The organism is Paenibacillus sp. KACC 21273, from assembly GCF_028736095.1.
GTDB lineage: Bacteria > Bacillota > Bacilli > Paenibacillales > Paenibacillaceae > Saccharibacillus > Saccharibacillus kyungheensis.
The window spans coordinates 1,167,298-1,192,588 of the sequence record NZ_CP117876.1 but is presented as its reverse complement, the minus strand read 5'-3'; the positions used below and the strand labels follow the sequence as shown (position 1 = coordinate 1,192,588).

The 25,291-nt window shown below is 38.5% G+C and carries 21 protein-coding genes; 8 read left to right on the top strand and 13 right to left on the bottom strand.

The annotated features are described in order from the left end of the window. Nucleotides 1–107 precede the first annotated feature (107 nt). The 4 genes from PQ460_RS05555 to PQ460_RS05540 all read right to left on the bottom strand — a co-directional run bounded on the left by PQ460_RS05555 (nucleotide 108) and on the right by PQ460_RS05540 (nucleotide 5,466). A complete protein-coding gene (locus PQ460_RS05555) occupies nucleotides 108–1,322 on the bottom strand; it encodes a MalY/PatB family protein (RefSeq protein WP_274172002.1) in 1,215 nt (404 codons plus the stop codon). Nucleotides 1,323–1,433: 111 nt separating this feature from the next. Then, complete coding sequence (gene pgmB / locus PQ460_RS05550; RefSeq protein WP_273613419.1) at nucleotides 1,434–2,072, bottom strand: beta-phosphoglucomutase; 639 nt, start codon at nucleotides 2,070–2,072, stop codon at nucleotides 1,434–1,436. A gap of 164 nt (nucleotides 2,073–2,236) precedes the next feature. Then, complete coding sequence (locus tag PQ460_RS05545) at nucleotides 2,237–3,190, bottom strand: reverse transcriptase family protein (RefSeq protein ID WP_274172001.1); 954 nt, start codon at nucleotides 3,188–3,190, stop codon at nucleotides 2,237–2,239. A 302-nt stretch (nucleotides 3,191–3,492) separates the two neighbouring features. After that, on the bottom strand, nucleotides 3,493–5,466 hold the full coding sequence (locus PQ460_RS05540) for a retron Eco8 family effector endonuclease (protein WP_274172000.1): 1,974 nt from the start codon (nucleotides 5,464–5,466) through the stop codon (nucleotides 3,493–3,495). Nucleotides 5,467–5,644: 178 nt separating this feature from the next. Between PQ460_RS05540 and efeO the strand changes: the two genes are divergently transcribed. From efeO to PQ460_RS05500, 8 genes are all read left to right on the top strand, one after another. Beyond that, nucleotides 5,645–6,544 (top strand): iron uptake system protein EfeO, encoded by a 900-nt coding sequence (efeO, locus tag PQ460_RS05535; RefSeq protein ID WP_273613420.1) that lies wholly within the window; start codon nucleotides 5,645–5,647, stop codon nucleotides 6,542–6,544. Between the two features lie 5 nt (nucleotides 6,545–6,549). Next, entirely contained in the window at nucleotides 6,550–7,941 is a 1,392-nt protein-coding gene (gene efeB / locus PQ460_RS05530; protein WP_443147192.1) for an iron uptake transporter deferrochelatase/peroxidase subunit, read from the top strand. A 125-nt stretch (nucleotides 7,942–8,066) separates the two neighbouring features. Beyond that, entirely contained in the window at nucleotides 8,067–9,887 is a 1,821-nt protein-coding gene (locus PQ460_RS05525) for an FTR1 family iron permease (protein WP_274171999.1), read from the top strand. Nucleotides 9,888–10,033: 146 nt separating this feature from the next. Further along, on the top strand, nucleotides 10,034–10,603 hold the full coding sequence (locus tag PQ460_RS05520; RefSeq protein ID WP_274171998.1) for a histidine phosphatase family protein: 570 nt from the start codon (nucleotides 10,034–10,036) through the stop codon (nucleotides 10,601–10,603). A 177-nt stretch (nucleotides 10,604–10,780) separates the two neighbouring features. After that, on the top strand, nucleotides 10,781–11,641 hold the full coding sequence (locus PQ460_RS05515; protein ID WP_273613424.1) for a MurR/RpiR family transcriptional regulator: 861 nt from the start codon (nucleotides 10,781–10,783) through the stop codon (nucleotides 11,639–11,641). A 2-nt stretch (nucleotides 11,642–11,643) separates the two neighbouring features. After that, nucleotides 11,644–12,372: a glucosamine-6-phosphate deaminase gene (nagB, locus tag PQ460_RS05510; protein WP_273613425.1), complete on the top strand. Its 729-nt coding sequence runs from the start codon at nucleotides 11,644–11,646 to the stop codon at nucleotides 12,370–12,372. Next, a complete protein-coding gene (gene nagA / locus PQ460_RS05505; protein WP_274171997.1) occupies nucleotides 12,372–13,565 on the top strand; it encodes an N-acetylglucosamine-6-phosphate deacetylase in 1,194 nt (397 codons plus the stop codon). Before nagB ends, nagA begins: the two co-directional genes overlap by 1 nt. Nucleotides 13,566–13,726: 161 nt before the next feature. Next, the gene (locus tag PQ460_RS05500; protein ID WP_274171996.1) at nucleotides 13,727–14,482 is read left to right on the top strand and encodes a DeoR/GlpR family DNA-binding transcription regulator; all 756 of its coding nucleotides are present in this window, start codon (nucleotides 13,727–13,729) and stop codon (nucleotides 14,480–14,482) included. A gap of 106 nt (nucleotides 14,483–14,588) precedes the next feature. Here the strand turns inward: PQ460_RS05500 and fba are convergent, their stop codons facing one another. From fba to PQ460_RS05455, 9 genes are all read right to left on the bottom strand, one after another. Then, nucleotides 14,589–15,455 carry a class II fructose-1,6-bisphosphate aldolase gene (gene fba, locus PQ460_RS05495; protein WP_274171995.1) on the bottom strand — a complete coding sequence of 289 codons (867 nt, stop codon included), beginning with the start codon at nucleotides 15,453–15,455 and terminating at the stop codon, nucleotides 14,589–14,591. A gap of 112 nt (nucleotides 15,456–15,567) precedes the next feature. Beyond that, complete coding sequence (iolD, locus tag PQ460_RS05490; RefSeq protein ID WP_274172872.1) at nucleotides 15,568–17,481, bottom strand: 3D-(3,5/4)-trihydroxycyclohexane-1,2-dione acylhydrolase (decyclizing); 1,914 nt, start codon at nucleotides 17,479–17,481, stop codon at nucleotides 15,568–15,570. A 16-nt stretch (nucleotides 17,482–17,497) separates the two neighbouring features. Continuing rightward, on the bottom strand, nucleotides 17,498–18,481 hold the full coding sequence (gene iolC, locus PQ460_RS05485; RefSeq protein ID WP_274171994.1) for a 5-dehydro-2-deoxygluconokinase: 984 nt from the start codon (nucleotides 18,479–18,481) through the stop codon (nucleotides 17,498–17,500). A gap of 48 nt (nucleotides 18,482–18,529) precedes the next feature. Further along, nucleotides 18,530–19,345 carry a 5-deoxy-glucuronate isomerase gene (gene iolB / locus PQ460_RS05480; protein ID WP_274171993.1) on the bottom strand — a complete coding sequence of 272 codons (816 nt, stop codon included), beginning with the start codon at nucleotides 19,343–19,345 and terminating at the stop codon, nucleotides 18,530–18,532. 15 nt (nucleotides 19,346–19,360) lie between these two features. After that, entirely contained in the window at nucleotides 19,361–20,833 is a 1,473-nt protein-coding gene (gene iolA, locus PQ460_RS05475) for a methylmalonate-semialdehyde dehydrogenase (RefSeq protein WP_273613431.1), read from the bottom strand. A 275-nt stretch (nucleotides 20,834–21,108) separates the two neighbouring features. Then, the gene (locus PQ460_RS05470; protein WP_274171992.1) at nucleotides 21,109–22,095 is read right to left on the bottom strand and encodes a DUF4340 domain-containing protein; all 987 of its coding nucleotides are present in this window, start codon (nucleotides 22,093–22,095) and stop codon (nucleotides 21,109–21,111) included. Nucleotides 22,096–22,113: 18 nt separating this feature from the next. Continuing rightward, nucleotides 22,114–23,529: a GldG family protein gene (locus PQ460_RS05465; RefSeq protein ID WP_274171991.1), complete on the bottom strand. Its 1,416-nt coding sequence runs from the start codon at nucleotides 23,527–23,529 to the stop codon at nucleotides 22,114–22,116. Nucleotides 23,530–23,534: 5 nt separating this feature from the next. Next, nucleotides 23,535–24,248 (bottom strand): ABC transporter permease, encoded by a 714-nt coding sequence (locus PQ460_RS05460; protein ID WP_273613434.1) that lies wholly within the window; start codon nucleotides 24,246–24,248, stop codon nucleotides 23,535–23,537. Further along, nucleotides 24,245–25,264, bottom strand: a complete 1,020-nt coding sequence (locus PQ460_RS05455) for an ABC transporter ATP-binding protein (RefSeq protein WP_274171990.1) — start codon at nucleotides 25,262–25,264, stop codon at nucleotides 24,245–24,247. The genes PQ460_RS05460 and PQ460_RS05455 overlap by 4 nt, the downstream gene beginning before the upstream one ends. Nucleotides 25,265–25,291: the final 27 nt, after the last annotated feature.

Genomic DNA, 25,291 nt, shown 5'->3' with positions numbered 1-25,291 from the left:
CAGACTGCTTTCTAGATACCTATAGTCGGTATTGTAGAAGCAGTCTGTTTTTAATAATTTGAAGATATCGTAAGAAGCTTGAACAGTTGTTACTTATAAGGTGTAGTCTATTCCACCGTAGCTGTTACTGGTTGTGTTGTTCTCCATACTTTTATAGCGTTATGCAATCGTCCCATCGCTTCTTCTAATAAAGAACGTGAACATGCTACATTCATACGCATATATCCTTGACCTGTCGTACCAAACGCATTGCCATCATTCAGTGCAATCTTGGCTTGATCCAGTAAAAAAGAAACCAACTCCAATTGTTCCATATGAAGCTGACTACAATCGATCCATAGTAAATAAGTTGCTTCTGGCAATCGCACCGATAATTCTGGTAAATGCTCCGCTATATACTGTTGTACATATTCCATATTGCGATACGTGTACTCCATACATTGCTGTAACCACTCTTGACCATGTGTATATGCTGCTTCTGTAGCGACCGCTCCAAACACATTAATTTGCCCGATCCCAAATTGATTGATTTTCAATGCAAATGCGTTCCGTAATTGTTCATTCGGGATAATAATGTTAGATGTGTTCAAGCCTGCAATATTAAATGTTTTGCTTGGCGCAGTACAAATAATACTCCGGTTTCTAGCAGATTCAGACAAGCTGGCATACGGAATATGAGAATGAGGTTCATGCACAAGATCACCATGAATTTCATCAGATACTACAATAATATTCCATTTCGCACAGAGACGTTCTAATTGCTCTAATTCGTTGCGTTTCCATACCCGTCCGATAGGATTATGCGGATTGCACAAAATCAACATTTTTACCTGTTCGTCTAGCACACCTTCTAAATGTTCGAAATCCATAAGATAATCTCCGTTAGGATCTTGGATCAACGGATTTTCGACCAATTCTCGTCCATGTCCTTTGACGACACTATAAAAAGGAGGATACACCGGTGTCTGAATAATCACTTTATCCCCGGGTTCTGTATAAGTCTCTACAGCAAAATTCAGCGCAGATACCACTCCTGGTGTAAATACGATCCAGTCCTGATCTATACTCCATTGATGCCTATGTTCCATCCAATTCACGATCGACTGATGATACTGATTGGTACGAACTGTATAACCAAGCACACCATGTTCCATCCGTTGCTGAATAGCTTCTTGTACAGGTAATGGCGCCGCAAAGTCCATATCTGCTACCCATAAAGGAATAACATCGTCTGTCCCAAAATGTTTACGAAGCGCATCCCACTTTTCTGAACTGGTTCCTATACGCGCAATTATACGATCAAATGTTGACGTGTAATCCATTGCTGATTCCCCCCATAGCCCACTATCCGAATATTTTTATCTATTCATTATCTTTATCCCAGAATGAATTTAAGATATATTCATCATAGCATGTTTTGAAGGGTGTTCAAGTTATAATACTAATTCAAGTAATTCATCGACCGTTTCCAAATAGTAGTCTGCATCAGAACTACGCAAAGACTCTCCTACAGCTGCTACATTCATTTTGCCAGCTATCGCTGCTTCTACACCTGCTAATGCATCTTCTACGACCAGACATTCTTCTGGAGCAATATCTAAACGAGTTGCCGCTAATAAAAACACTTCAGGATCAGGCTTACTGCGCGTAATATCATTACCGTCTGCAATCGCATCAAATTCTTTATCCAGACCTATCTGCTTCAAAATCGTTGGCGTATTTTTGCTAGAAGAACCGATAGCAATTTTGATTTTATTTTTTTTCAATTCTTTCAATGTATGTTCAACCCCTGGTAATAGATCGCTCGGGCTTAAATGGTGTAACGATTGGCGATAATACTCATTCTTTTTCTCTGCTAATGCTAATTTTTCTTTGTCTGTATACGTTTTGGTCGCACGTTGCAAAATAATATCCAGACTCTCCATCCGACTCACTCCGCGCAACTGATGATTGATCGTTTCGTTAAAAGGGATACCTTCTTCTTCACTAATTTTACTCCAAGCTTCAAAATGATACTGATCCGTCGATACGATAACTCCATCTAAATCAAAAATAACTGCTTTAATCGTCATAATTATTTCCTCCTCGGGTATGTTCAATGCTTGATAAGGTTTGATTAGCAAAACTAAGTATGTTCTTTATTAAACACGAAACACGAATACTAGACAAAGAACGGTAAATTATTATTAAATATAAAAAAGAGTGATGCTAAAAAACATCACTCTTTTTGCTAATTTCAATTTAACTTTTCTATTTGTTGCACTATTTTTTCTATCCTCTCTATAAGTCTTTTATTCTTCAAATAAATATCACTATCATATTCTTTTATTAACCAACTCAGAATAAAAGAACGGTAACCATTCAAATAATTAATTATATCACTCTTAACCAAGAAAGGTTTATTACGATAATAAAGTTCAATTTCATTAAATCTCCCTATGCATTCTCTTAATGAATTCGGCTTTTTTCCATCTTCATATGAAAATAAAATCGCTGCAATATCATTTTTTCTTTTTCTTGATAATCTAATATTTTCACCAACAACAAAACCATTTAAAGAAATTTCCTTTGAAGTTTTTTTAAGTTTTTTAAAATTAAGAAAAAATCCATATTCTTTTAAAATTTTTGTTATCATTTTCACAAAAAATGGTTTGAATATCTTAATATTATACGATGAAAAAAGTAAATCATCTGCATAACGAGTATATGTAAAATCAAGTTTTCTACAATAATTTCTTATTTTAATATCTAACGGTCTAAAAACAATATTTGAAATTGCAGGCGAGGTCACTGCGCCTTGAGGTAAACAATCATTTAAAGTAAATATTTCAGTTATTTTTCTTAACTCTTCTTCATTCTCATTATCTTTTTTTAATCTGAAATGGTAAATAAGAGCATTTTTTATTAAATTTGAATTAATAGAGTCAAAAAAAGATTTTATATCAACTCGAACATAGTATTTTTTTTGATTATTACTTTTATGTGGTATTAAAAAGTCTTTATAAGAGACATCTTTAATAAAACCAAACACGTTATCAACTAAAGGTATAGATTCTAAAAAATTATTCAAAATATTTTTTTGAAGATCATATAATTTACTATTAGGTTCTATACAATTTAATATTCTTATTCCTTTTGTTTTAGGAATTGTTACTAAATGATACTTACTATTTTTTTCGGAAATTATCATTTCAATCTCTGTATTTGATAGTTTGTATATGTTTTGATATAAAAAATCTTTATTGTATATTAATATGTTAAACCTCTCCTAAACAATTAAGTAATAAAGAATGAGTACCTTCTCAAAATTTCGACTTGGCGCGTTAACAGGAAAAGAGTCATCGTCATATACAGGATGACGACAACTTCGCAGCAAATTGTATCTTTTCATCCTTGGCTTTTTAATAACATATTTATTTTTTCAGAACAAATATGCTTAAATACATCAAGGAGCGATTTATTTCTAAATCAGCATTTACTACTCATTCTTTATTACTTATTTAACAATTGTTCAAGCTTATTTATTATAACACTGAGTTCTTTGAAATAAAACTTAAAAATACTAATTTTATCAATTTCTGACTTTTTATTATTGATTATATTTTCAAAAAAATACTCTAAATAATCAGTAACCCATCCATCAGTCTTCTTCTTCTTATTATTTTCTATTATAGAATATACTTCTTTTACATCTTCCGAAAAATTATTCCTCTGAATTTTATCATTATCAGGAAAATTTAAAGTATCATACTTTCCACTAACTAAAATTCTAGACATTTGTGTAATATATAGAGCATTATCAGAATTATAAACCTTGTTAAGATCATCTCTACTAGTCTGAGATAAGATCCAATCTTGAAATAACATGCTATTTTCTAAAGTGACTATACTTCCTTCAATAGTAGTAGTGACAGGGAATACATTATAATTCAAACAAAACTTTTGAATTAATGAAATTAATAATTGATAATAATCATCTTTAATATATCCCCATTGGATATTTGGATTAAATTTAACTTTTGTACTAATACCTTTTATTCTTTTTCTTAAATTTAAGCTTTCAAATCTTTTTTTTCCATAAAGAAAATTTTCTTTCTCTTTTATTTTATTATTCAATAAAGGATTATAATTATCGCCTCTAACGTAAAACATTTGTTCTCCTGTATTAAAACTCATTATTTTATCCATATCTAATAACAACAAATATGGAATACTAGTATTTTTCTCGGAAGGATTTGTTAATTTTAATTTCACATTATCAGAGTCATAAGAATATATTTCAAATTTTTTTAGTATAGGGAATAAATCTATGAGGTAAGGATTTTTAAATAATTCTAATTCTGTAGCTCCTTCAACAAATAAAATACCTTTCGAAAAATAAAAGCTAGCTTCTTTTTCTGAGATTATATTTCTTTCTCTCTTATCTACAAATTCATTCATTTTTTTGATTATTGTATATTTCTTTTTCAGACTTATGTGATACATAGTGTTATTAGACTTGCTAAGAATATTTTTTACTATTCTTGAAGAATGACTGGAAATAATTATTCTAACTGCTTTAGAGTTTTCTATAAAACAATCCACAAGATCATCTATATAATTTGGATGTAAGCCTATCTCAGGCTCATCAATAATAATACAAGGCTCTTTTAGCTTGGCTTTTGCCATTTTTCCTATTATAGTCATTAGTATTTTCAAATAATTGTATGAACTCATTCCATCAGAAAAGTAACTTAAACTTTTTTCTTTATATTTAAATAATTTTCCTCCCATCTGTAATTGATAAATATGCGAAAATTGCTGTTTGGGATTAAAGTCTTGAAAGTTAATCTCATTCTCAAAAAAAATATTTTTTAAATCTTTAAAATCTCTAACAAATTTATCTCCATAAATTTTTTGTAAAGTAATCAAAATTTCGTTTTCAAAATTTATTGTATCATCTGCTTTAAACTTACTCATATCACCGATTATTTCCCATAAATTATTCCAATCCTTCAACTCAATATTACGTGCTTGTATGAAGTATATTGGAAAATTATTTTTTAAAAATACTCTTAAATCATAAGGTATATTCCAATATTGTTTATTATTTTTATATTGTTTAAGTGTAACGACTAGATTGTTATCTTTATCAACAAATTTTTCCATCGAATTAGAAATTTTTTCAAAAAATGAAGTTACTCCAAAAAGTACTTGATTCTCAAGATTTCTATTTGTAATTTTAAGAAGGCGATCTACATTATATACAATACTTATTTCTATATAATCATTGTATGGATTATTTTTATCAAAAATTAATGGGTCAAAATTCATTTCAGTCAAACTATCATAGAAATATTTTATTCCTCTAATTACATTCGATTTTCCAACCCCATTTTCTCCAATCATGCAAACAATATCATTTAGGTTGATCTCTACATTTTTTAAAGACCTTACATTTTTAAAAGACAACTTTTCTATAGACAAAATATTCTCCTCCATCCAATTATTACTTAATTATAATTATTATAGCAGAATATATATAATTTATTTTCAATCCCCCCTGTATCCATTTACATAAAAATAAAGATTGACGCTCTTATCGTTCACCATTATGATAGATTAATAATTGAGAACGATTATCATTATTAAGGAGTGTCATTTTATGAAAGCACGTGTAACATTACCAGCAACAATTCTTTTATCTTCTGTACTGTTTACCGCTTGTGGTAATCAAGCGCCTACTAATACAACAGCAGCTCCAGCAACAACAGAAGCAACTACCACAGAGTCAACAACTGCTACACCATCTACCGAATCGACTACAGCTTCTACAGCTGATTTCAAAAATGAGACCGAACAGTATCGTACATATGCGATCGGTGAGATTGATTCATTTGTAACCGAAACAGAGAAATTTACAGCAGCAGTCAAAGCCGGCAAGTTGAAAGAAGCTCAAGCACTTTATGCTCCAGCTCGTATGCATTATGAACGGATCGAACCGATTGCAGAAGCTTTGGGAAATCTTGATCCTGATATTGATGCACGTGCAGGCGATGTTGATGATAAAGACTGGCGTGGATTCCATAAGATCGAACAAGCACTTTGGGAAAAGAAAACAACAGACGGCATGAGCGAATATGCTGATCGTCTTCTACAAGATGCGCAATTGTTACGCGCTAAAGTGGAAACGGTTGACATTGATGCTAGTATGCTTGTGGTTGGAGCCGTAGAACTGCTGAATGAAGTCTCTTCTTCCAAAATTACAGGTGAAGAAGAACGCTACTCTCATACGGACTTGTATGATTTTGTCGCTAACGTAGAAGGTGCAGAAAAAATTTACGACATTCTTAAACCACGTTTGGCTGAAAAAGATGCTGATCTGGAAAAACAAATCGGTGAACGGTTTGAAGCGTTAAATAAAGAATTGGCTCCTTTTGCTACCAAAGACGGCGGTTATGTAACCTATGACAAACTGACTAAAGAAGATATTCGTACATTAAGTCAAAACCTTGATGCACTGGCTGAACCTTTGTCGCAGATGGGTACTATTTTAGGGGTGTAATCATAATGAGCAAAAAGAATTCATCCGAAGATCAACCAAAATCCACTTCAGTTCCATCTGAAGTGGATTCAACTTCTTCTACAGAAGTAAGTAACGAACCTCAAACTGGAGTATTCAAAAAGCCTGTTAGCCGTCGTGATATGTTGCGGTTAGCAGGCGCTTCTGGTGTTGGGCTTCTTTTGGGAAGTTCAGGCGCACTAGGTATTATGAAAGCTACCGGTCTCACCAAACAACCTGCGTCCGATACACCGGGTAGTGCTGAAAATGTAACAACTGGCATTACACATGGCGGGGATCAACATTCTTTTTATGGTACACATCAAGCGGGTATTGTTACGCCTAGTCAGAACTTTATGTGCTTTGCTTCATTTGATGTGACTTTAAATGATGCCGCAGGCTTACGCCGACTATTTCAAGCTTGGACTAAGGCAAGTGCTTCACTTATGGCTGGCGAATTGTTAGAAGGGCAAAATGAAAATCCGAATCTTCCCCCTGCGGATACTGGTGAAGCGGCAGGGCTTTCTTCTTCCAACCTTACGATTACATTTGGTGCTGGCCCTGCTTTATTTGACCATCGATTTGGACTATCTGGCAAAAGACCAGCGAACTTTAAAGACCTGCCTGCTTTTAACGGAGACAATCTACAATCCGAATGGTGTGGTGGAGATCTAGCTGTACAAATCTGTGCTGATGATATGCAAGTCGCTTTTCACGCGATGCGTAATTTAATTCGAATTGCCCGCGGTTCGGCGGTGTTACGTTGGAGCCAAGAAGGATTCCAGCGCAGTAGTGCAGCTGATCCCAATCAGGCGACTCCACGAAATCTGATGGGATTCAAAGATGGCACCGCTAATCCAAGTGTCAAAGACAACTCAGTGATGAACGAAGTCGTCTGGGTGCAACCACAAGATGGTGCAGGCTGGATGACCAACGGTAGTTATATGGTCGTGCGCCGGATTCGGATGCGTATTGAAGTATGGGACCGTTCCAGTCTGGGAGATCAGGAAAATACATTTGGACGAGAACGGGTCAGTGGTGCTCCACTCGGTTCACATAATGAATTTGATCGCGGAGATATGGAAGCTAAAGACACTTCAGGTAAGCCGGTGATTCCAATGAATGCCCATATGCGTGTCGCTCGTGGAGATGGTACTATGCAGATTTTGCGTCGTCCTTATTCATATTCAAGTGGGATGGATAAAGTTACCGGACAATTGGATGCTGGATTGTTTTTTATTAGCTATCAACGCAGTATCGAAAAACAATTTATTCCGATGCAACAACGGTTAGCACAGATCGATGCGTTGAATGAATATATTCAGCATATCGGAAGTGCTGTTTTCGCTTGTTTCCCGGGTGTACAACAAGGCGGTTATATCGGCGACCAACTGGTGTGACGGCTTGAGTAATTGCTCATTTAGACAGGTTATAGAGATATTTTTTTTACAATAGCGATTTTTGAAATACAATCTAATCAGTATGATCGTTATTTATTTTGATATGGAAAAGAGGGTTCTAGGCTATGCGTAAAAGTGCCCTGTTGATCAGGTTTATGCTTTGCTTGAGTCTATTGATAGTCTTATCTGCTTCTGCTTGGGGTGTATCCCTATCTACTGTACAAGCTGCTTCTAATGATTCTGCGGAAGTAGATCAACTGTTGCCACTGGTAGGTAGCGCTCTTGTAGATACCGGACAACAAAAGTGGACAGATGCACAACAGGAATTAGATACATTTGCTACAGCATGGAAAGCTATCGATACATCGGCGGCTCCAACTGAAGCCAATGAAGTAAACACAGCTTTGACCGATGCTCAAACAGCTCTTGGCAAATCGTCTACTGATCCCAAAGCAGCTACCTCTGCTCTAGGGACATTAGCACGTGCAGTCAATACATTTGCCGAAGCTGGTCAAGCCAAAAGCAGTGCAACAAGTAGCAGTACCGGGCCTTCTCAGCAGGGACTCACAGCAGTTAAAGTCATTTTGCCTTTAGCGGATACAACGATTGAGCATATCGATCAGCACAATTGGCAAGCTGCTCAAGACAGTTACAAACAAATCGTTAATTCGTGGCCTGATGTAGAGAATGCGATTCGTGCCGATAATTTCACAGTGTATAGTCAGCTTGAGGTTAAGATGAGTATGATTCGTGTTGCACTTCAAGCAGACCCTCCGCGTGAAGAACAAGCCAAAGCAGACACTCAAGCATTGATTACTTTACTGAACGAATATGCAGCAGGCGATATTGCGGATACTGCTCCTGCAAGTGGTACGGTTCGTTTGAGTGATGCTGTCACTTTACTACAACAAGTACAGACTGCTGTAACCAATCAAGATCAGACCCAAGCCTCTGATCTTATGACTCAATTTATCTCAATGTGGCCGTTGGTTGAAGGAGAAGTACAGATTTCTTCTGCTTCTACGTATACAGCTATTGAAAATGAAATGGCTGAAGTTCAAGGATATCTGGTATCTAATCCTCCCCTATGGTCACAAGCGAATACAGTGATTGTGACGATGCTTGATGAATTAACACCTTTAACTTCCAAAACATCTTATACCGCATGGGATGCGGCTATCATTTTGCTACGTGAAGGTCTGGAAGCGATTCTGGTTTTAGCTGCTTTGCTCGCTTATGCCAAACGTAGTGGTAGTCGTACTGCCGGCAACTATATCTGGTCTGGTGCTATTTCTGGACTGGTGCTTAGTGGCGTGATGGCAGCGATCTTCGTGTATGCTTTCTCTCAAGTGTCTAGTAGCGGAAGTACTCGCGAAATGATTGAAGGTATTACCGGTCTGGTCGCTGTCGTGATGATGCTTAGTGTAGGGCACTGGTTACATCAGAAAGCTAATTTAAAAAACTGGAATACGTATATTGAAAATCAGGTCAGTGGCGCTTTGGAACGTGGTAGTCTGTGGTCGTTAGCTATCGTTTCTGGACTCGCTATTTTGCGTGAAGGTGCAGAAACTGCTATTTTCTATATTGGAATGGCTCCAGCGATAGCCCTTTCACAATTGATCTTAGGCATAGCGATTGCGTTAGTGATTCTAATCGTCATTGCTGTACTGATTATCAAGTTCAGTGTGAAGTTGCCGATTCGTCCATTCTTTTTAACGGCCACCGTATTGATCTATTATCTCGTTTTCCGTTTTCTTGGCGAAAGTATTCATGCGTTGCAAGTGGCAGGTAAATTCCCTGCTCATACAGTTGCTGGATTGCCTTCGATCAGTTGGATTGGTATGTATCCGACATGGGAGACCTTTATCCCACAAATGATCGTACTGATCTGGATGGTATGGAGATTGATTTTACCTGAATATCGTAGTCGTAAACAGACAGCTTAAATGGCTATAATCCGCTACAATCATGATTATAAAATAAAGTATATCGAAAGAGTCTATATCCTTTTATATAAGGGTATAGACTTTTTTTGTTAACATATTATAATAATCCATTCTATGTATGATTGTTCATACCAAAGGAGAATACGATGAAAATTATTTTTATACGTCATGGTCAGGGCGAACATACCTTATCTCCACCAGAAAGCCTACATATACACCATCCCTCTTTAACTGAAAAAGGAAAACAACAAGCACAGCAATTAGCATACACATTCCCTTTACACACCGATGATATGATAGTTATAAGCCCTACTCGACGCACGATTCAAACTTCTCTGATCTGGTCACAAAATATATCTTGTATGCTGATCGCTCATCCATTTGTCGGTCCGCGAATGTTTCCTTTATTAGCACCAGATCAGGCTTATAGTTGTGATCAAATACTGTCTTTGCACCAAATAAGATCAGATTATCCTTCGGTTCGTATTGCGGAATCCTCACAGCACATATGGACAAACGGAATAAATACAATCAGTGAGCAAGAATTTAGCAAAGTTGCAGATCAGTTTATCACATGGTGTCGCCAACAAGACCAACCTAGAATCTATATTGTCACGCATGACGGAACAATCAATGCTTACCGCTCCTATTTTGGAGAATCAGTCACCCGTCATCATTTTTTACAAGAATCTCAATCTTATGTATTACATATATAAGCGTGCTAAATCATGCCCTTTATGAAGTACGATCTACACTGTGAATAACGTTGCTCCAAAAAGAATATTTATAGGTTGCAATCTTGTTTGGGGTGCTTTAAGATAATGGTGAAAGAAAATAATTTTCTCTATATATAATTATAAAATAAAAATAATTTTCATTAAGGAGGATTAAACTTGTCTCCTATTTTGCATATGTTGGAGCAACGCATCGAAAGTTTATCTCCTCAAGAGCGCCGACTGGCTCATTATATTTTACAACAACCTTCTACTGTGATCCGTATGGGGATTACACAACTAGCTACTCAATGTGGCATTAGTCCTGCTACAGTTACTCGGTTTTGCAAAACGTTCCATTTCGAAGGATTTCCTGATTTTAAAATGAAATTGGCTAGTGAATTAGCACAACAATCGATTCCAAGTTCCTATCAAGATATTATTGCAGGTAATCCGCTAGCAGAGATTGTCAAAGCGATAGAAACCAATCATATTACATCGATTAATGATACAACCCGTCTTCTGGATCTACCTAAGCTTGAACAAGCTATCGGTTATCTTACCCGTGCGCGTCGTATAGATCTGTACGGTATTGCAACTTCGTCGATCGTAGCACAAGACTTTTATCAGAAATTAATTCGGATCGGTAAAAACAGCACATCGTTCTCTGATTCTCATATGCAGATCACTTCTGCTTCTACCCTTTCTTCAGAAGATGTAGCTCTAGCGATCTCTTATTCCGGGGAAACGAAAGAAACGATTGATGCTCTTTCTTGTGCCAAAGATAATGGAGCCACTGTATTATCACTTACTCAATACAGCAACAATAAATTAGCTTCGATGGCGGATATTGCATTATTCTCTTCGTCTCTTGAACAAGGAGTACGCCGCGGGGATATGGCTTCACGAATCGCTCAGCTTCATATTATTGATATTTTGTTTACCGGTATGATCAGCGCTCAATTTAATGATTCTGTTGCTAAGTTGGAACTATCTTATAAAAATGTGCAACGCTATCGTAAAGACTCGGGAGGTTTTTAATAATGGCTAATGTAATCAAAGTGACTCATGAAGAAGATTTTCACAAAGTAGCTGCTCATATTGTCGCTAGTCTGGTACAGACTTCTCCTCGTGCAGTATTAGGGCTTGCTACAGGAGGCACACCTGTAGGATTGTATCGTGAATTGATTCAGATTCATAAGCAAGGATTAGTTAGTTTTGCCAAAGTAAAAAGCTACAATCTGGATGAATATGCAGGTCTGCCTACCGATCATCCTGCTTCTTATCGTACATTTATGAATGAGCATTTATTTAACCATATTGATATTAATCTTGAAAATACACATGTACCGGATGGACAAGCGACTGATCTGGATGCTGAATGTCGTCTGTATGATGAAATGTTGTCTGAAGCCGTCATTGATCTACAGGTGCTAGGTATTGGACATAATGGTCATATTGGATTCAATGAACCCGATGATAGCTTAAATCCTGCTACCCATGTCGTGACTTTATTGGAACAGACACGAGAAGCTAATTCTCGTTATTTTGATTCGATCGACGAAGTTCCTGCACAAGCGATTACGATGGGTGTCGGTAGTATTATGAAAGCTCGTCAAATACTATTGCTCGTACGCGGTGCAGACAAAGCCGAAATTATCCATCGCGCAGTTACAGGTCCGATTACAACCCAATGCCCTGCTTCACTGTTACAATTGCATTCTAATGTTACAGTGTTGCTAGATGCTGAAGCCGGGAGGTTGTTTCAGTAATGTCGATCTCAACAGATACCACTCATTCATTTCAAATTATTCATGGACGTGTGGTAACACCTACTCATATTATTGAAAATGGAACCGTGCAAGTACAAGATCAAATGATTACGTATGTAGGTTCAACAGCCAATGCTCCTATATGGCAACATCAGACTACGTATGATGCTCAAGGCGGACTGGTGATTCCTGGCTTTATTGATATTCATGTGCATGGTGGAATGGGTGCAGACTTTATGGATGCTGATCCACAAGTATTGGACACGATTACTACTTTTCATGCCAGTCAAGGAACAACCGCTATTCTAGCTACGACGATGACAGCACCTCATGCGGATATCGATCATGTATTAGAACAGGTCTACAATTATATGCATCATGGACAAATGCCAGGTGCTCAAGTCGAAGGTGTTCATCTGGAAGGCCCATTTATCAGTCCGAAGTGGCCGGGTGCTCAAAATCCAGAACATATCGTATTACCGAATATCGAATGGTTAGAACAATGGGAAGCACGTTATCCCGGGCTGATCAAGCAACTCACTCTCGCTCCTGAGCGGGAAGGTGCTTTGGAATTAATCTCATGGTTACGTGAGCATGGAATTACAGCCGCTGCCGGACATACAGATGCTTCTTATGAAGAGGTTATGGCTGCTGTAGAAATGGGGCTTAATCACGCAGTTCATACATTTAATGCGATGACTCCACTGCATCATCGCAAACCAGGAGTCGCTGGTGCTGTACTAAGTACTCCTGCTATTCATGCTGAAGTGATAGCCGATGGCATTCATGTTCATCCTGCGGCAGTTGCTTTGCTAGCACAGTTAAAGCAAGCTCATAATCTTATTCTGATTACCGATGCGATGTCTGCGGCTGGACTTGGAGATGGTCAGTATATGCTTGGCGATCAGCCTGTAAATGTGATCAATGGAATAGCGACATTACCGGATGATAGTGGAACACTAGCGGGTAGTCGCTTAACAATGATCGAAGGTTTCCGCTTTTTGATCCAGCAAGCAGGACTATCGATTATGCAAGCTTCTGCCGCCGCAAGTGGTAATCCTGCTCGTGAATTAGGCTTGTATGAACAGACAGGTAGTCTAGATATTGGCAAACGTGCTGATATACTGGTGCTGAATCCTGAAATGGAATTACAGCATATTTTTATCAAAGGACTGCTCAAATCTTACCGTTAATATACAATAGATAAGCAAGTTCTTCAGGTATAATTACTAGAGAACTTGCTTTTTTAGTGCTATTTACTCTCAAATTATTATTTAAAGATAAACTATTGATTAACTTTTGGTCATATGTTATATTCTGAGTACCATTTTTAATGAGACAGGAGTTTACTTTCATGAAAGAAAAACGTCTACAACATCTGGAAGATTATATCCATTCAGTAGGGACCGTCTCTTTAGATGAACTTTGTGAATATTTTAACGTTTCTAAAAATACAGTACGTCGTGATGTAAATCAGATTTTAGAAAAGGGAACGATTCAAAAAGTATACGGCGGTGTTACGTCAGTCACTCCTGCTTTGATCCCTTTTGAAAATCGTGATCATACCAATCATCCCGAAAAAGTAAAAATCGGCAAACAAGCAGCGGCATTGGTACAAGATCAAGATTTGATTTTTATCGACTCCGGTACAACTACACGTAATATTGTTGAATTTCTTTCGTCCTCTCAACAGTTAACCATTTTGACCAATAGTCTAGATGTGATCAATGCGGCTGTTGCTTTTGAAAATATTACATTGATTACGATCGGTAATCGCTACAAACGCAAAACCAAATCGTTTGTCAGTATTGATGATCTACATATTTTAGATAAGTACAATATTAGTAAAGCTTTTATGGCGGCAACTGGAGTATCTATTGCACATGGTTTGACGAATTCAGATATTTTGGAATATGAAATAAAAAAGCGAATAGCTGAAAAAGCACAGTCCGTCTATTTACTTGCGGATGCCTCCAAATTCGGCAAGTCTACTCAGCTTACGTATGCTCCTTTGCAAGAGGTCGATGTGCTAATTACTTCTGGCACCTTACCTGATGAATATCATTCGTTCTGTCGGGAACATCAGATTGAATTATATATTTGTAAATAAACGATCCAAAAAGACAATTCTTTTTCTAAGTTATGATTAGAGAAAGAATTGTCTTTTGGTATGATATATTGTTTATTCTGCTGATTGGATCATTTATAAGTCTCTGCTATACCATGTGCATCGCCTGACCACTGGTACCAAACTCTTGCATTTTATTTTGAACTACTTGTTGGACAGCTTCTGTACCCGGTGTAAGAATGTGACTAGGATCGTAAAGTTGAGGATTCTGGTTCAGCACTGTACGTACAGCTGATGCCCATGCCTGAATACATTCAGTATTAACGTTAATTTTGGCATGCCCTAATTCGATTGCTTGCCGAATCTGATGCGCTGGAATACCTGAACCTCCATGTAACACTAACGGTACACCTGTGAGGTCGGCAATATGTTTCATTTCAGCAAATCCAAGTACAGGTTCTCCTTGATAAGGACCATGCACAGAACCGAGAGCAGCGGCTAGTGCATCTACTCCTGTTTCTTTGACCAGCCGATCACATTCAAGCGGATCTGCGTATTGGATACCTCCGATCAATCCATCTTCCATCCCACCAACAGTGCCAACTTCTGCTTCAACCGATACACCAAAAGAGCTAGCATACTTTACGACTTCTAGCGTCATCGCTATATTCTGTTCAATAGGATAATGTGAACCATCAATCATCACTGAGCTGAATCCATTATCAATAGCTTGCTTGCAGTGTTCTACACTCATTCCGTGATCTAAATGCAAAGCAACCGGTACAGTAATCGATAATTCTTGTATCGACTTATCGACAATAGCTGCTATTAAAGCATATCCTCCAAGAAATGACACCAGTCGATCAGAAGCCGCCAAAATAACAGGTGCTTGCTCTGCTTGAGCAGCTCTGAGAATAGCTTGTACCCATTGCACACCGTTAATATTATATTGCCCTACTGCATATCCACCTGCTTGCGCTTGGAGTAACATCTGTTTCATAGATACCGTTCTCAACTTCATCTCTCCTTATTATCATTTTGCATTTAGAAGAGCATATCTTGGTGCGATTTAACTTCAAATCTAGCCTGCTATCCGTAGATCATTAAAAGATAGTTAAAGAAAAATATTAATACTGTTTAGCAGTTTTTAACTTTTCTTGTTGCGCCGCAAAAACACGCTGAATACTTTCGTGATCAGATACTTCGGCTACTCCTACATTCCACCAGCTCTCATATCCATGAGTCATCGTTTTCGGTAATACTTTGATCTCAATCAATGTAGAAGATGCCTGTTGCTGTGCATCTGCCAGAGCATCTTGCAATTGCTTGATATTGTTCACTTTGTACGATTTGGCTCCATAGGCTTCGGCTATTTTGGCATAATCAATATTTAATATACGGTTGTCTGGCGTACGGAATTCGCACAAATAACTGCCTCCACCGTTCTCCATCTGTAGATTGTTAATACAACCAAAGCCTGCATTATCAAAAAGAATAATATTGATCTTATGATGATATTGAATAGCAGTAACCAACTCGGAATGTAACATTAAAAAACTTCCATCACCCACAATCGAATATACTTCTTGATCAGGAGCGGCTAACTTAACACCAAGCGCACCGGATACTTCATAACCCATACAAGAATATCCATATTCCAGATGATACGTATTGGTAATGCTCGGATTCCAAATCCGTTGCAGATCACCTGGCAACGATCCTGCTGAACCAACAATAATACTATCTGCCGGTATAGATTCATTCATAGCGATCAAAGCCGTAGTCTGTGGCAATTCGGTCTGAAGTGCGTCTGCATATTCATTAAGTGCCGCTTGATCAAATTGATTATCCACTTCTGGCGTAAAGTCTGTACGGTTAAATGTAATCTGACTTAATCGTTCTCGCTCTTGATCCCACTCTACTTTGAGCCCCTGTATCTGATTGCCAAATTCACTGGTATACCCTTCCAACAGCGGAGCCAGTTGTTCCAATGTTACTTTTGCATCCGCCACTACTTGAAAAGCATCTAATTTGTACGCTTGAGAACGACTAACATTAATATTTAAAAATTGACCATGTTCAAAATTAAACGCCGTTTTGGAAGAGGTTGCAAAGTCCGTATAGCGTGTACCGATACCAATAATCAGATCAGCTTGCCGAGCTATTTTGTTAGCCGCCAATGTACCGGTAACTCCTACCCCACCTAGGTTGTTCGCAAATGTATATTCAACAGTCGCTTTACCTGCTTGTGTCTCTAATAATGGAATATGATGCTTTTCAGATAATCTTTTTAATATATCGCCTGCTTGTGAATATTTAGCTCCACCACCGACAAGAATAACCGGATGGCGACTTGCTTTGATCAATGCTACTGCTCCTGTTAATTCACGTGCAGTTGGCAATTTGCGATCTACATAATGTACACGACGAGCAAAAAAGGTCTCATCATAATCATAAGCTTCGCCTTCTACATCTTGCGCAATACAGATCGTCACAGGCCCTGCTTTGGCAGGATCGGTCATCACTTCAAAAGCTCGCAGTAAACTAGACATCAATTGTTCCGGGCGAGTAATACGATCCCAATAGCGTGATAACGGTTTTAAAGCATCATTGGTTGTGACTGCGGCACTGTATTCTTGCTCGATTTGTTGAAGCACCGGATCAGGCTGGCGGGTAGCAAATGTATCTCCCGGTAAAAAAAGTACCGGAATCTGATTGGCAAGTGCTGTTCCTGCCGCTGCTGCTAGATTGGCGGCTCCTGGTCCTACAGAGGTAGTGACTGCATATATTTTTTGGCGTAGCATTTGCTTACTATAGGCAATCGCTGCATGAGCCATCCCCTGTTCATTTTTACCTTGTATCACTTTGAGATGACCGGATTCTTGTTCTAATGCTTGACCGATCCCAAGTACATTGCCATGTCCAAAAATGGTAAATATCCCTTCTACAAAAGGAAATTCGTTCCCGTCTATATGGATATATTGCGCATTCAAAAAACGAATTAATGCTTGTGCTGTTGTAAGCCGAATCGTTTGCATTATTTCACCTCGATCTGTATTATGCCTCTGTCTCATCTGCTGCAATCAATTGTTCAATCTGACTTACTGTAGGCATCGCTTCAGAAGAACTATGCTTGCTAACCACGATCGAAGCAGAAGCACTACCATATTTGAGCGCTGTAGCAATATCTTTGCCTGCAAATAAAGCATACAAAAAAGCAGAAGCATACGAATCGCCAGCACCAAATGTTTTTAACACTTTAGTCATATATGCTTTGCTTTGAAAAACATCGCCTGACTTTGTATACGCATATGATCCTTCGATTCCATGCTTGATCACAATCAATTGAGGGGTATGCTGAAATAAATAAGCGATTGTCTGCTCATTTTCTCCTATACGATTTTCCAAAATATCAAATTCATCTCGTGTGCCGATGACAATATCTGCTTGTTCTGCAACCAGTGTATAGTAGATCGAGGTTTGTTCTTTGGATGTCCATGTATATGGACGATAATCCAATTCAAAAATCACTTTCACCTGATGCTTGCGAGCGAGGCTGACTGCTTTGAGAATAGCTTCTCGTGAGGGGCTTTGAGATAAGGCAGTGCCTGATACCAGTAGAACCCTTGCTTGTTTAATATAATCTTCGCTTACTTCATCTGGCTCCAGATAGAGATCTGCTACATTTTCGCGGTACATCAGAATACTGCATTCTTCAGGGCTTTTGATCTCGGTAAAAGCAAGCCCTGTTTTGTGACCTGCCTGATCAATTACGACTCCTGTAATATCAATACCTAGATTCTGAATATAACTTGAAATAAAGCGCCCATGTTGGTCATCTGCAAGCTTACCGATAAACCCTGTTTTGAGCCCTAATTTGGAACTGCCAATCGCGATATTAACAGGCGATCCGCCTACATATTTGGTAAAGGTCATCGTTTCTTCCATAGGACGATTATATTCAGTAGCATTCAGATCAATACATGCTCTTCCGATCGCAATCATATCGAATACACGGTCACTTTTTAATTCGAATTTCATCTGTACTTCCACTCCGTTTCCTTCACAATTTTCGATTTGATAATCTGCTTAACGTTGCAATATCCATTCGTGATCAGGATCGTTGTGGAATTTCCAGATGCGCTTGGGCCCTGCCATAACATTCAGATAATAAGACGTGTATCCATCAGGTACACCTACAGGATGATATCCAGCAGGAACGATAACGACATTTCGATGTTCTACCGCCATCGTCTCATCGATCGAGCGATCATCTGTGTATACCCGTTGAAAAACAAATCCTTGTGCCGGATCGATTTCATGATAATACGTTTCTTCTAATAAAGATTCAGCAGGCAACATATCTACATCATGCTTATGTGGTGGATAACTTGACCAGTTGGCACTTTCTGTGATCACTTCAACCACTAATAGACTATTCACAGTCTGATCAGAATCTGGCAAAATATTATGCACAAGCCGTTGATTATTATATTTACCGCGATGTTCTACGCTATTTTCACTAGCTGGAATAAGACGAGTTGGACGTTGTACAGATGAAGGTGAATAACATAATGCTACTCTAGCTATCGTCTCTGCGGTCACTACAAAAGAACGATCATTCGAGATATATACGCTATCTGTAGGCTTTTTCTCAAACACACTTGTTCGTGTCCCTACTCCTGCAAAAGTCTGTTCATGATCACTAACAGTGATTGTACCGGTCACTGCTACAATACAACATTCTGTTCGACCTAATACTTCATCGTATAGTGCACCGGGTTCCAAGTCGATCATTTTGAATCCTACATAATGCAGTGGTGAATGATCTGCGTTGACTTCATGCAAAAGGGTGACACCCGGACGAATATGTTGTTGTTGAGGCTTACGCAATAATGTACTCATCATGTGCCATCTCCCTTATTCAAACGTCGGTGTCACATAACGAGCAGTGACTACTTTTTTGTGCGTGTAAAAGTCTACGCTGTCTTTGCCGTTAGCATGCAATGTACCAAAAAATGAAGATTTCCAACCGGAAAAAGGGAAAAATGCCATCGGAGCAGGTACACCCAGATTCACACCTAACATGCCTGCATCTATATGTTCACGGAAATAACGAATCGCTGACGCATTGGATGTAAAAATACACGCTCCATTTGCAAATTCAGACCGATTAGCTGTTTCAACCGCTTCTTTCAAATGTTTCACTCGAATAATCGATAATACCGGAGCAAAGATTTCATCTTTCCAGATCGTCATATCTGTCGTTACATTTTCAAAAATAGTCGGCCCGATAAAATAGCCTTCATTCGAAATCTGTTCACGACCATCGCAGACTAATGTAGCGCCTTCACTGATTCCTTTTTCAATATAGCCTATCGTACGCTGCTGATTTTCTTCCCGAATAACCGGCCCCAAAAACACTCCATCATCAAGACCGTTACCGATGGTGATCTCGCCTGCTCTTTCTTTTAACCGTTGTATAAATGCGTCAGCAATGCCTTCTTCAACAGCAACTACGGCACAAGCCATACAACGCTCACCTGCCGAACCAAAAGCAGATGCAATTACATTCGTTACCGTATCTTCAAGATCAGCATCGTTTAATACAATCGTATGATTTTTGGCTCCGGTTAATGCTTGTACACGTTTGAGGTTATTGCTTCCACGCTTAAATACATATTCTCCGACAGGCTTTGAACCGACAAATGAAATAGCTTGCACAGACGGATGATCCAATACACCATTTACGACATCATGTGCTCCGTATACGATATTGAATACTCCTTTGGGTAGACCTGCTTCTGTAAATAATTCCACCAGACGTTTCGTTAATAGCGGTGTGCGTTCAGAAGGTTTGAGAATAAAAGTATTTCCCAGTGCAATAGCCATCGGGAACATCCAACAAGGCACCATCATAGGAAAGTTAAATGGAGCAATGCCACCGACTACACCGATAGGATAGCGATAATTAACAGCTTCTACATCTGTTGCGATCGAAGCGAGAGAATCTCCCATCATCAATGTAGGTGCACCTGCGGCAAACTCTACATTTTCTATCCCACGCCCCACTTCTCCAAGTGCTTCTGTTAGATTTTTCCCATTTTCAATAGTGATAAGACGAGCTAATTCTTCTTTATGAGTAGACAGTAATTGTTGGAAATTGAACAGAATTCGAGCACGACGAGGAACAGCTACTTTTTGCCAGGATTGAAAAGCTTGATGTGCGACTTCAACGGCATAATCAATATCTTCTTTGGTAGAAAGAGGGACTCTGGCGATAATTTCTTTGGTCGCTGGATTATATACATCTTCGTAGACTGTTGTTTTGCTTTCTACCCATTCTCCATTGATATAATTTTTCAACTTTTCTACTGCTCGTGCTTCTGTCATTTCTGTTCCTCCTCTAATCAATACACATCATAAAAGTTAACTTCACTATCCATATCATTGTTATATTTTGATTCATTTATCACTTTTTGATTATGTTTTGATTAATTTATAGTTAGATATTATTATCAATTTTACCTACAGTCAATCATTTTATGTAACATTACTGCTTTTTGGCAAAAATAAAAACATCTTTTACAGAGTATAGGATCGACTCTATAAAAGATGTTAGTTATCCACAGTTCGATAATGTGTATCTATGACATACCGCTTTGAACTTATTGGTGATCAGATGACGAAGTTATCGCTTGCGCGGCTTGAATCACTTGCTTGATCGATTCTGACGGCAACCGATATGCCCATTGATGAGCAGGATCGACCACCTCAATATAAGCAGAGTTATCGGGAGACTGGAATCCTTGATAAGTCTCGGTCACTGTTCGCTTCCCTTCTTTGCGAGTAACCTCAAGAGTGAATACAGGCGACTTGGAAGATAGCTGAGAAGCCGGTTGTGGCAATTGATCGGTTGGAATATTTTTGATACTATCGGTCAAATTAGAAGCTTGTTCACTACTAATCGAATGACCATTAAATGTCCAGCGATCTTGACTTGGATCTTCCAGATTGGCTTGATGTTTTAAAGTCCACTGATTATCCTGATCTTGACCTGCCCAGCTCAAAGCTGTCATATATTGATCATCCCAACCGAATGGAGTCGTATCCACGAAACTAAATACAGTCGCTGATAAGTCCGTAACTGTCTGCTGAGATAATTGAATAATAGCTCCTTCATTTAAACGTGCATAGTAATACCCATCTGTTGGTAATTTGCTACCAATATAGAGCCTATCCTGCTTGCCATCTGTTGATGTAAGTACAATCGTAGGTTGCTTGGTATCTATCCCATATTTGGCAACATCGGTCGGTTGATTTTCGACAATAGCATGTACTGTTGCTGCTTGTAGTGTAGTCAACCAATCTGTAATTGCATACGCATTGGTCGGATAGCTTGCAGGTGTACGCATCTGCCATTGATTTTGTTTATTTTCTAAAGTGATCGATGATGGGGTTGTAGTGGCTTTTGCATCATCTGATAAAGATTTCATTTCGATTTGTTGCACGTTAGCAGGTGTAAATGTAATCCATTTCGCTTCCACAGGAGCAGTCTGATCTTGTTGAAAAAAGTTCTGTGAATAGGCATAGGCTCCACCTAATAGCAAAATCGCCACCATGATGATCGTTGGCATCCATTTACGAAGTTGCACGATCTGCACGACTCCTTTCTATCCTCTACGTCGTCTCCACCATAGTACAATTCCTACAATGACAAATAACAAAGGAAATACAATAACCGTTCCAATAAAAATGATTTTCGCTTGAGATAACGATAAATTAGCAGTCTGGTATTGCTCTTGCACTTGCGGTCGAATCGTAATTTTATTCGAATTTCCCAGTAGATCATTGATACTATTCAATGCAAAATCCAAATTCGCTTGTTGTACAATTTCCTGATCCATCATAAATGTAGACCCGCCCAAAATCACAGCTTTCGGTTCACCTTTAGCATCTGCTACAGCAAAACCAAGATCGAATGGCCCTGCAAGGTCTTTGGTATCACGCTCTGTTTTGGATTCTAGTAATCCAGATAGATTCGTTTCTCCATAACTGTTACTTGAAGAAGTCAGTAATGGCGTAGTTGTCCATCCTTTCACTGCTTCTAACTGCAATCCTATCGACAGTGACATCATCGTATACAATTTATTTGCCGCTAATTTGGCTGTAATCTCATGTTGCCCGTAGTCTGGAATAATCGTAAGTGGATCGTATAATGAAGTGTCTTTGGGTTCTACCGCTACAGCATGTGTATCTTTGACACCATACATACTCATCAAAGAGTCTAAGTTTTTCCAGCTACTGCTCATTTTTTCATTAAAGCCAAGCGATAAAAATAACTTACCACCATTGTTCAAATACTGCTTAATCAGCTTGGTTTCTCCATCGCTCAAATCATTTTGCGGTCCAATAATCATTAGCAGATTAGCATCTTTTGGAATTGAACCTTCTTGCAATAGTGACAGATCACTCACAGTAATATGCTCTTCTTTTAAATGACTCATCAGTGTACTCATATCTGTCGTTGCAAATTCATTATGTCCGTTAAGCAAATACGCTTTGTGTGTGGTAGATGAAGATAGCGATAACAGACCTGACGTTAACTTTTCTTCACCGCTAAATTGATAAGATGCACTGGCTTCCGCGCTTTCTGCACTCATATCACTAGCTCCTGCACCATCAGCGAACATATCGTAGACAGGAACAATTTTGGTAGTATCTCCTTTTTTCAATACTACTGCACTTTCGGTAACGCCATATTGCTTCGCAAGTGTCGGATTGGTCAACAGATCATAAGTTTTCACTTCTAGCTTGCTGTTTACTTTATGGTATTCTGCTAATAAATCAGTCACTTCGCGGGTATATACTTCTGCATCCTGTGAATTTAGAAAAACAAGAGCTTCAACATTCTGATCCAATCCTTGTAGTGTGGTGATCGTCTGATCGGATAATGTATATTGTTTGTTTTTGGTTAGATCAACTTGAAATGTTCCGATCGAATTAAGAAATAACGTCAAAATAATAAAAATACCAATAACGGCTACCGAAAATATGACTGCATTTGTGCCTTGTATCCATTTTTTCATTGTGCTCACCTCCACCTTTTCCGTTCCACGACTTGTATACTCAGTACAAGGAACAATAACGATAAGGTGAGATAGAACAGAATATCCGGTCCATGCAATACACCTTTGACTAGATTATCAATGCGGCTGGATATAGAAAAAGGCTCTAGCCATTTCTGAGCGATATCTGAATTCATCGTAAAGGAATCTATAATCCATAATCCTAGCAATAATACAAAAGCGATCACAGCTGATACCATCTGGTGTTGAGACAGACTGGAAGCAAATAATCCGATCGCCATCATGGCAGCGCCTAGTAAAAATACCGCTAACAAAGATAACAACAACATCGGTATATTCATCGTACCGAAAAAAGACATCGTGATCGGATACACCAGATTGCAAGCAATCAATACCAGTAATAATCCAAGAGAAGCTAAGTATTTACCGATTACAATCTCAGTGACGGTTACAGGGGAAGTCAGTAACAATTCATCGGTTCCCTGTCTAAATTCTTCGGATATCAAACGCATCGTTAATAACGGAATAATAATCAATAACATAAAAATCGTATTGCCCAAAATCAAGCGGTAATCCAGTATACTTGGCTGGTAACCGACAAAACTAACATAAAACATATAGCTAGATAGCAATACATAGACCGCTATCGCAAAATATGTTGTTGGATTCAAAAAATACAACTGTAATTCTTTAGAACATATTGCCCACATGCGTCTCACTTGGTTGTGTCCTCCTTCGGTAAAGGAGTATCTAGATCATCCACAGAAGTTGAATTTACATTAAGGTCAGATGGAGAATCGGTCGTTAATTTGGCGAATAGCTCTTCCAGACTCTGACCTTCTTTACGCATTTCCAATACAGGAATCCGCGCTTCTGCTAATAAAAGAGATAACGATTCTCTAAAGTCTTCCTCATCGATTCCTGTTAATTTAATCGTAATCAATTGCTCTTGTTGTTCATTCGTATGAGAATACTGAAATTCGGTATGTGCAAAATCAGCATGTTCCAGTACAGATCGTACGATCACTGGCTTCGATTTCACTTCCAATTGCACCTGGAAATTCTGTTGTAACGAATCACCAATATGATCAGCATCGCGATCCAGTACTAATTTGCCTTCATGAATAATTAACATCCGATTGCACAGCATACTGACTTCAGGCAAAATATGGGTGCTCAATAGTACAGTATGTTGTTCACCTAATTCTCGAATCAATTGTCTAATTTCCATAATCTGATTCGGATCAAGCCCGGATGTTGGTTCATCCAAAATAAGCAATTCCGGTTGATGAATAATCGCGCCAGCTAGACCGAGACGTTGCTTGTATCCTTTAGATAAAGAACGGATCACCTGTCGCTCTCTTCCTTGTAGTCCAAGCCGATCGATCATTTCGCTAATTCTTAATTTCTGCTCTCGTACCGAAACATCGCGTAGATCCGCTACAAAGCGTAAATAAGAGCGTACCGTCATATCTGGATAAAGTGGCGGGGTCTCCGGTAAATACCCTATTTTGCTACGTGCTTGTCTGGATTGTTCGTGCATCGGTAAGCCATCTACCCATATCTGTCCAGAAGATGGGGTGAGATAGCCTGTAATCATACGCATCGTTGTGGTTTTGCCAGCTCCATTGGGACCTAGAAAGCCAACAATTTCGCCCCGCTTCATTTCAAAATCGATCCCGTCTACACTTCGACGCTGATCGAACCATTTGCTTACTTGCTGGACTTGCAGCATATTTCGTTCCCTCCCGCTTTTCCCAAA

Excerpts from the sequence above, each read along its gene's own strand:
- efeO (WP_273613420.1), top strand. The coding sequence starts at position 5,645 with ATGAAAGCACGTGTAACATTACCAGCAACAATTCTTTTATCTTCTGTA.
- iolA (WP_273613431.1), bottom strand. The coding sequence starts at position 20,833 with ATGACAGAAGCACGAGCAGTAGAAAAGTTGAAAAATTATATCAATGGA.
- iolC (WP_274171994.1), bottom strand. The coding sequence starts at position 18,481 with ATGAAATTCGAATTAAAAAGTGACCGTGTATTCGATATGATTGCGATC.
- PQ460_RS05545 (WP_274172001.1), bottom strand. The coding sequence starts at position 3,190 with ATGATAATTTCCGAAAAAAATAGTAAGTATCATTTAGTAACAATTCCT.
- nagA (WP_274171997.1), top strand. The coding sequence starts at position 12,372 with ATGTCGATCTCAACAGATACCACTCATTCATTTCAAATTATTCATGGA.
- PQ460_RS05455 (WP_274171990.1), bottom strand. The coding sequence starts at position 25,264 with ATGCTGCAAGTCCAGCAAGTAAGCAAATGGTTCGATCAGCGTCGAAGT.
- nagB (WP_273613425.1), top strand. The coding sequence starts at position 11,644 with ATGGCTAATGTAATCAAAGTGACTCATGAAGAAGATTTTCACAAAGTA.
- PQ460_RS05465 (WP_274171991.1), bottom strand. The coding sequence starts at position 23,529 with ATGAAAAAATGGATACAAGGCACAAATGCAGTCATATTTTCGGTAGCC.
- PQ460_RS05555 (WP_274172002.1), bottom strand. The coding sequence starts at position 1,322 with ATGGATTACACGTCAACATTTGATCGTATAATTGCGCGTATAGGAACC.
- pgmB (WP_273613419.1), bottom strand. The coding sequence starts at position 2,072 with ATGACGATTAAAGCAGTTATTTTTGATTTAGATGGAGTTATCGTATCG.
- efeB (WP_443147192.1), top strand. The coding sequence starts at position 6,550 with ATGAGCAAAAAGAATTCATCCGAAGATCAACCAAAATCCACTTCAGTT.
- iolB (WP_274171993.1), bottom strand. The coding sequence starts at position 19,345 with ATGAGTACATTATTGCGTAAGCCTCAACAACAACATATTCGTCCGGGT.
- PQ460_RS05520 (WP_274171998.1), top strand. The coding sequence starts at position 10,034 with ATGAAAATTATTTTTATACGTCATGGTCAGGGCGAACATACCTTATCT.
- PQ460_RS05500 (WP_274171996.1), top strand. The coding sequence starts at position 13,727 with ATGAAAGAAAAACGTCTACAACATCTGGAAGATTATATCCATTCAGTA.
- PQ460_RS05525 (WP_274171999.1), top strand. The coding sequence starts at position 8,067 with ATGCGTAAAAGTGCCCTGTTGATCAGGTTTATGCTTTGCTTGAGTCTA.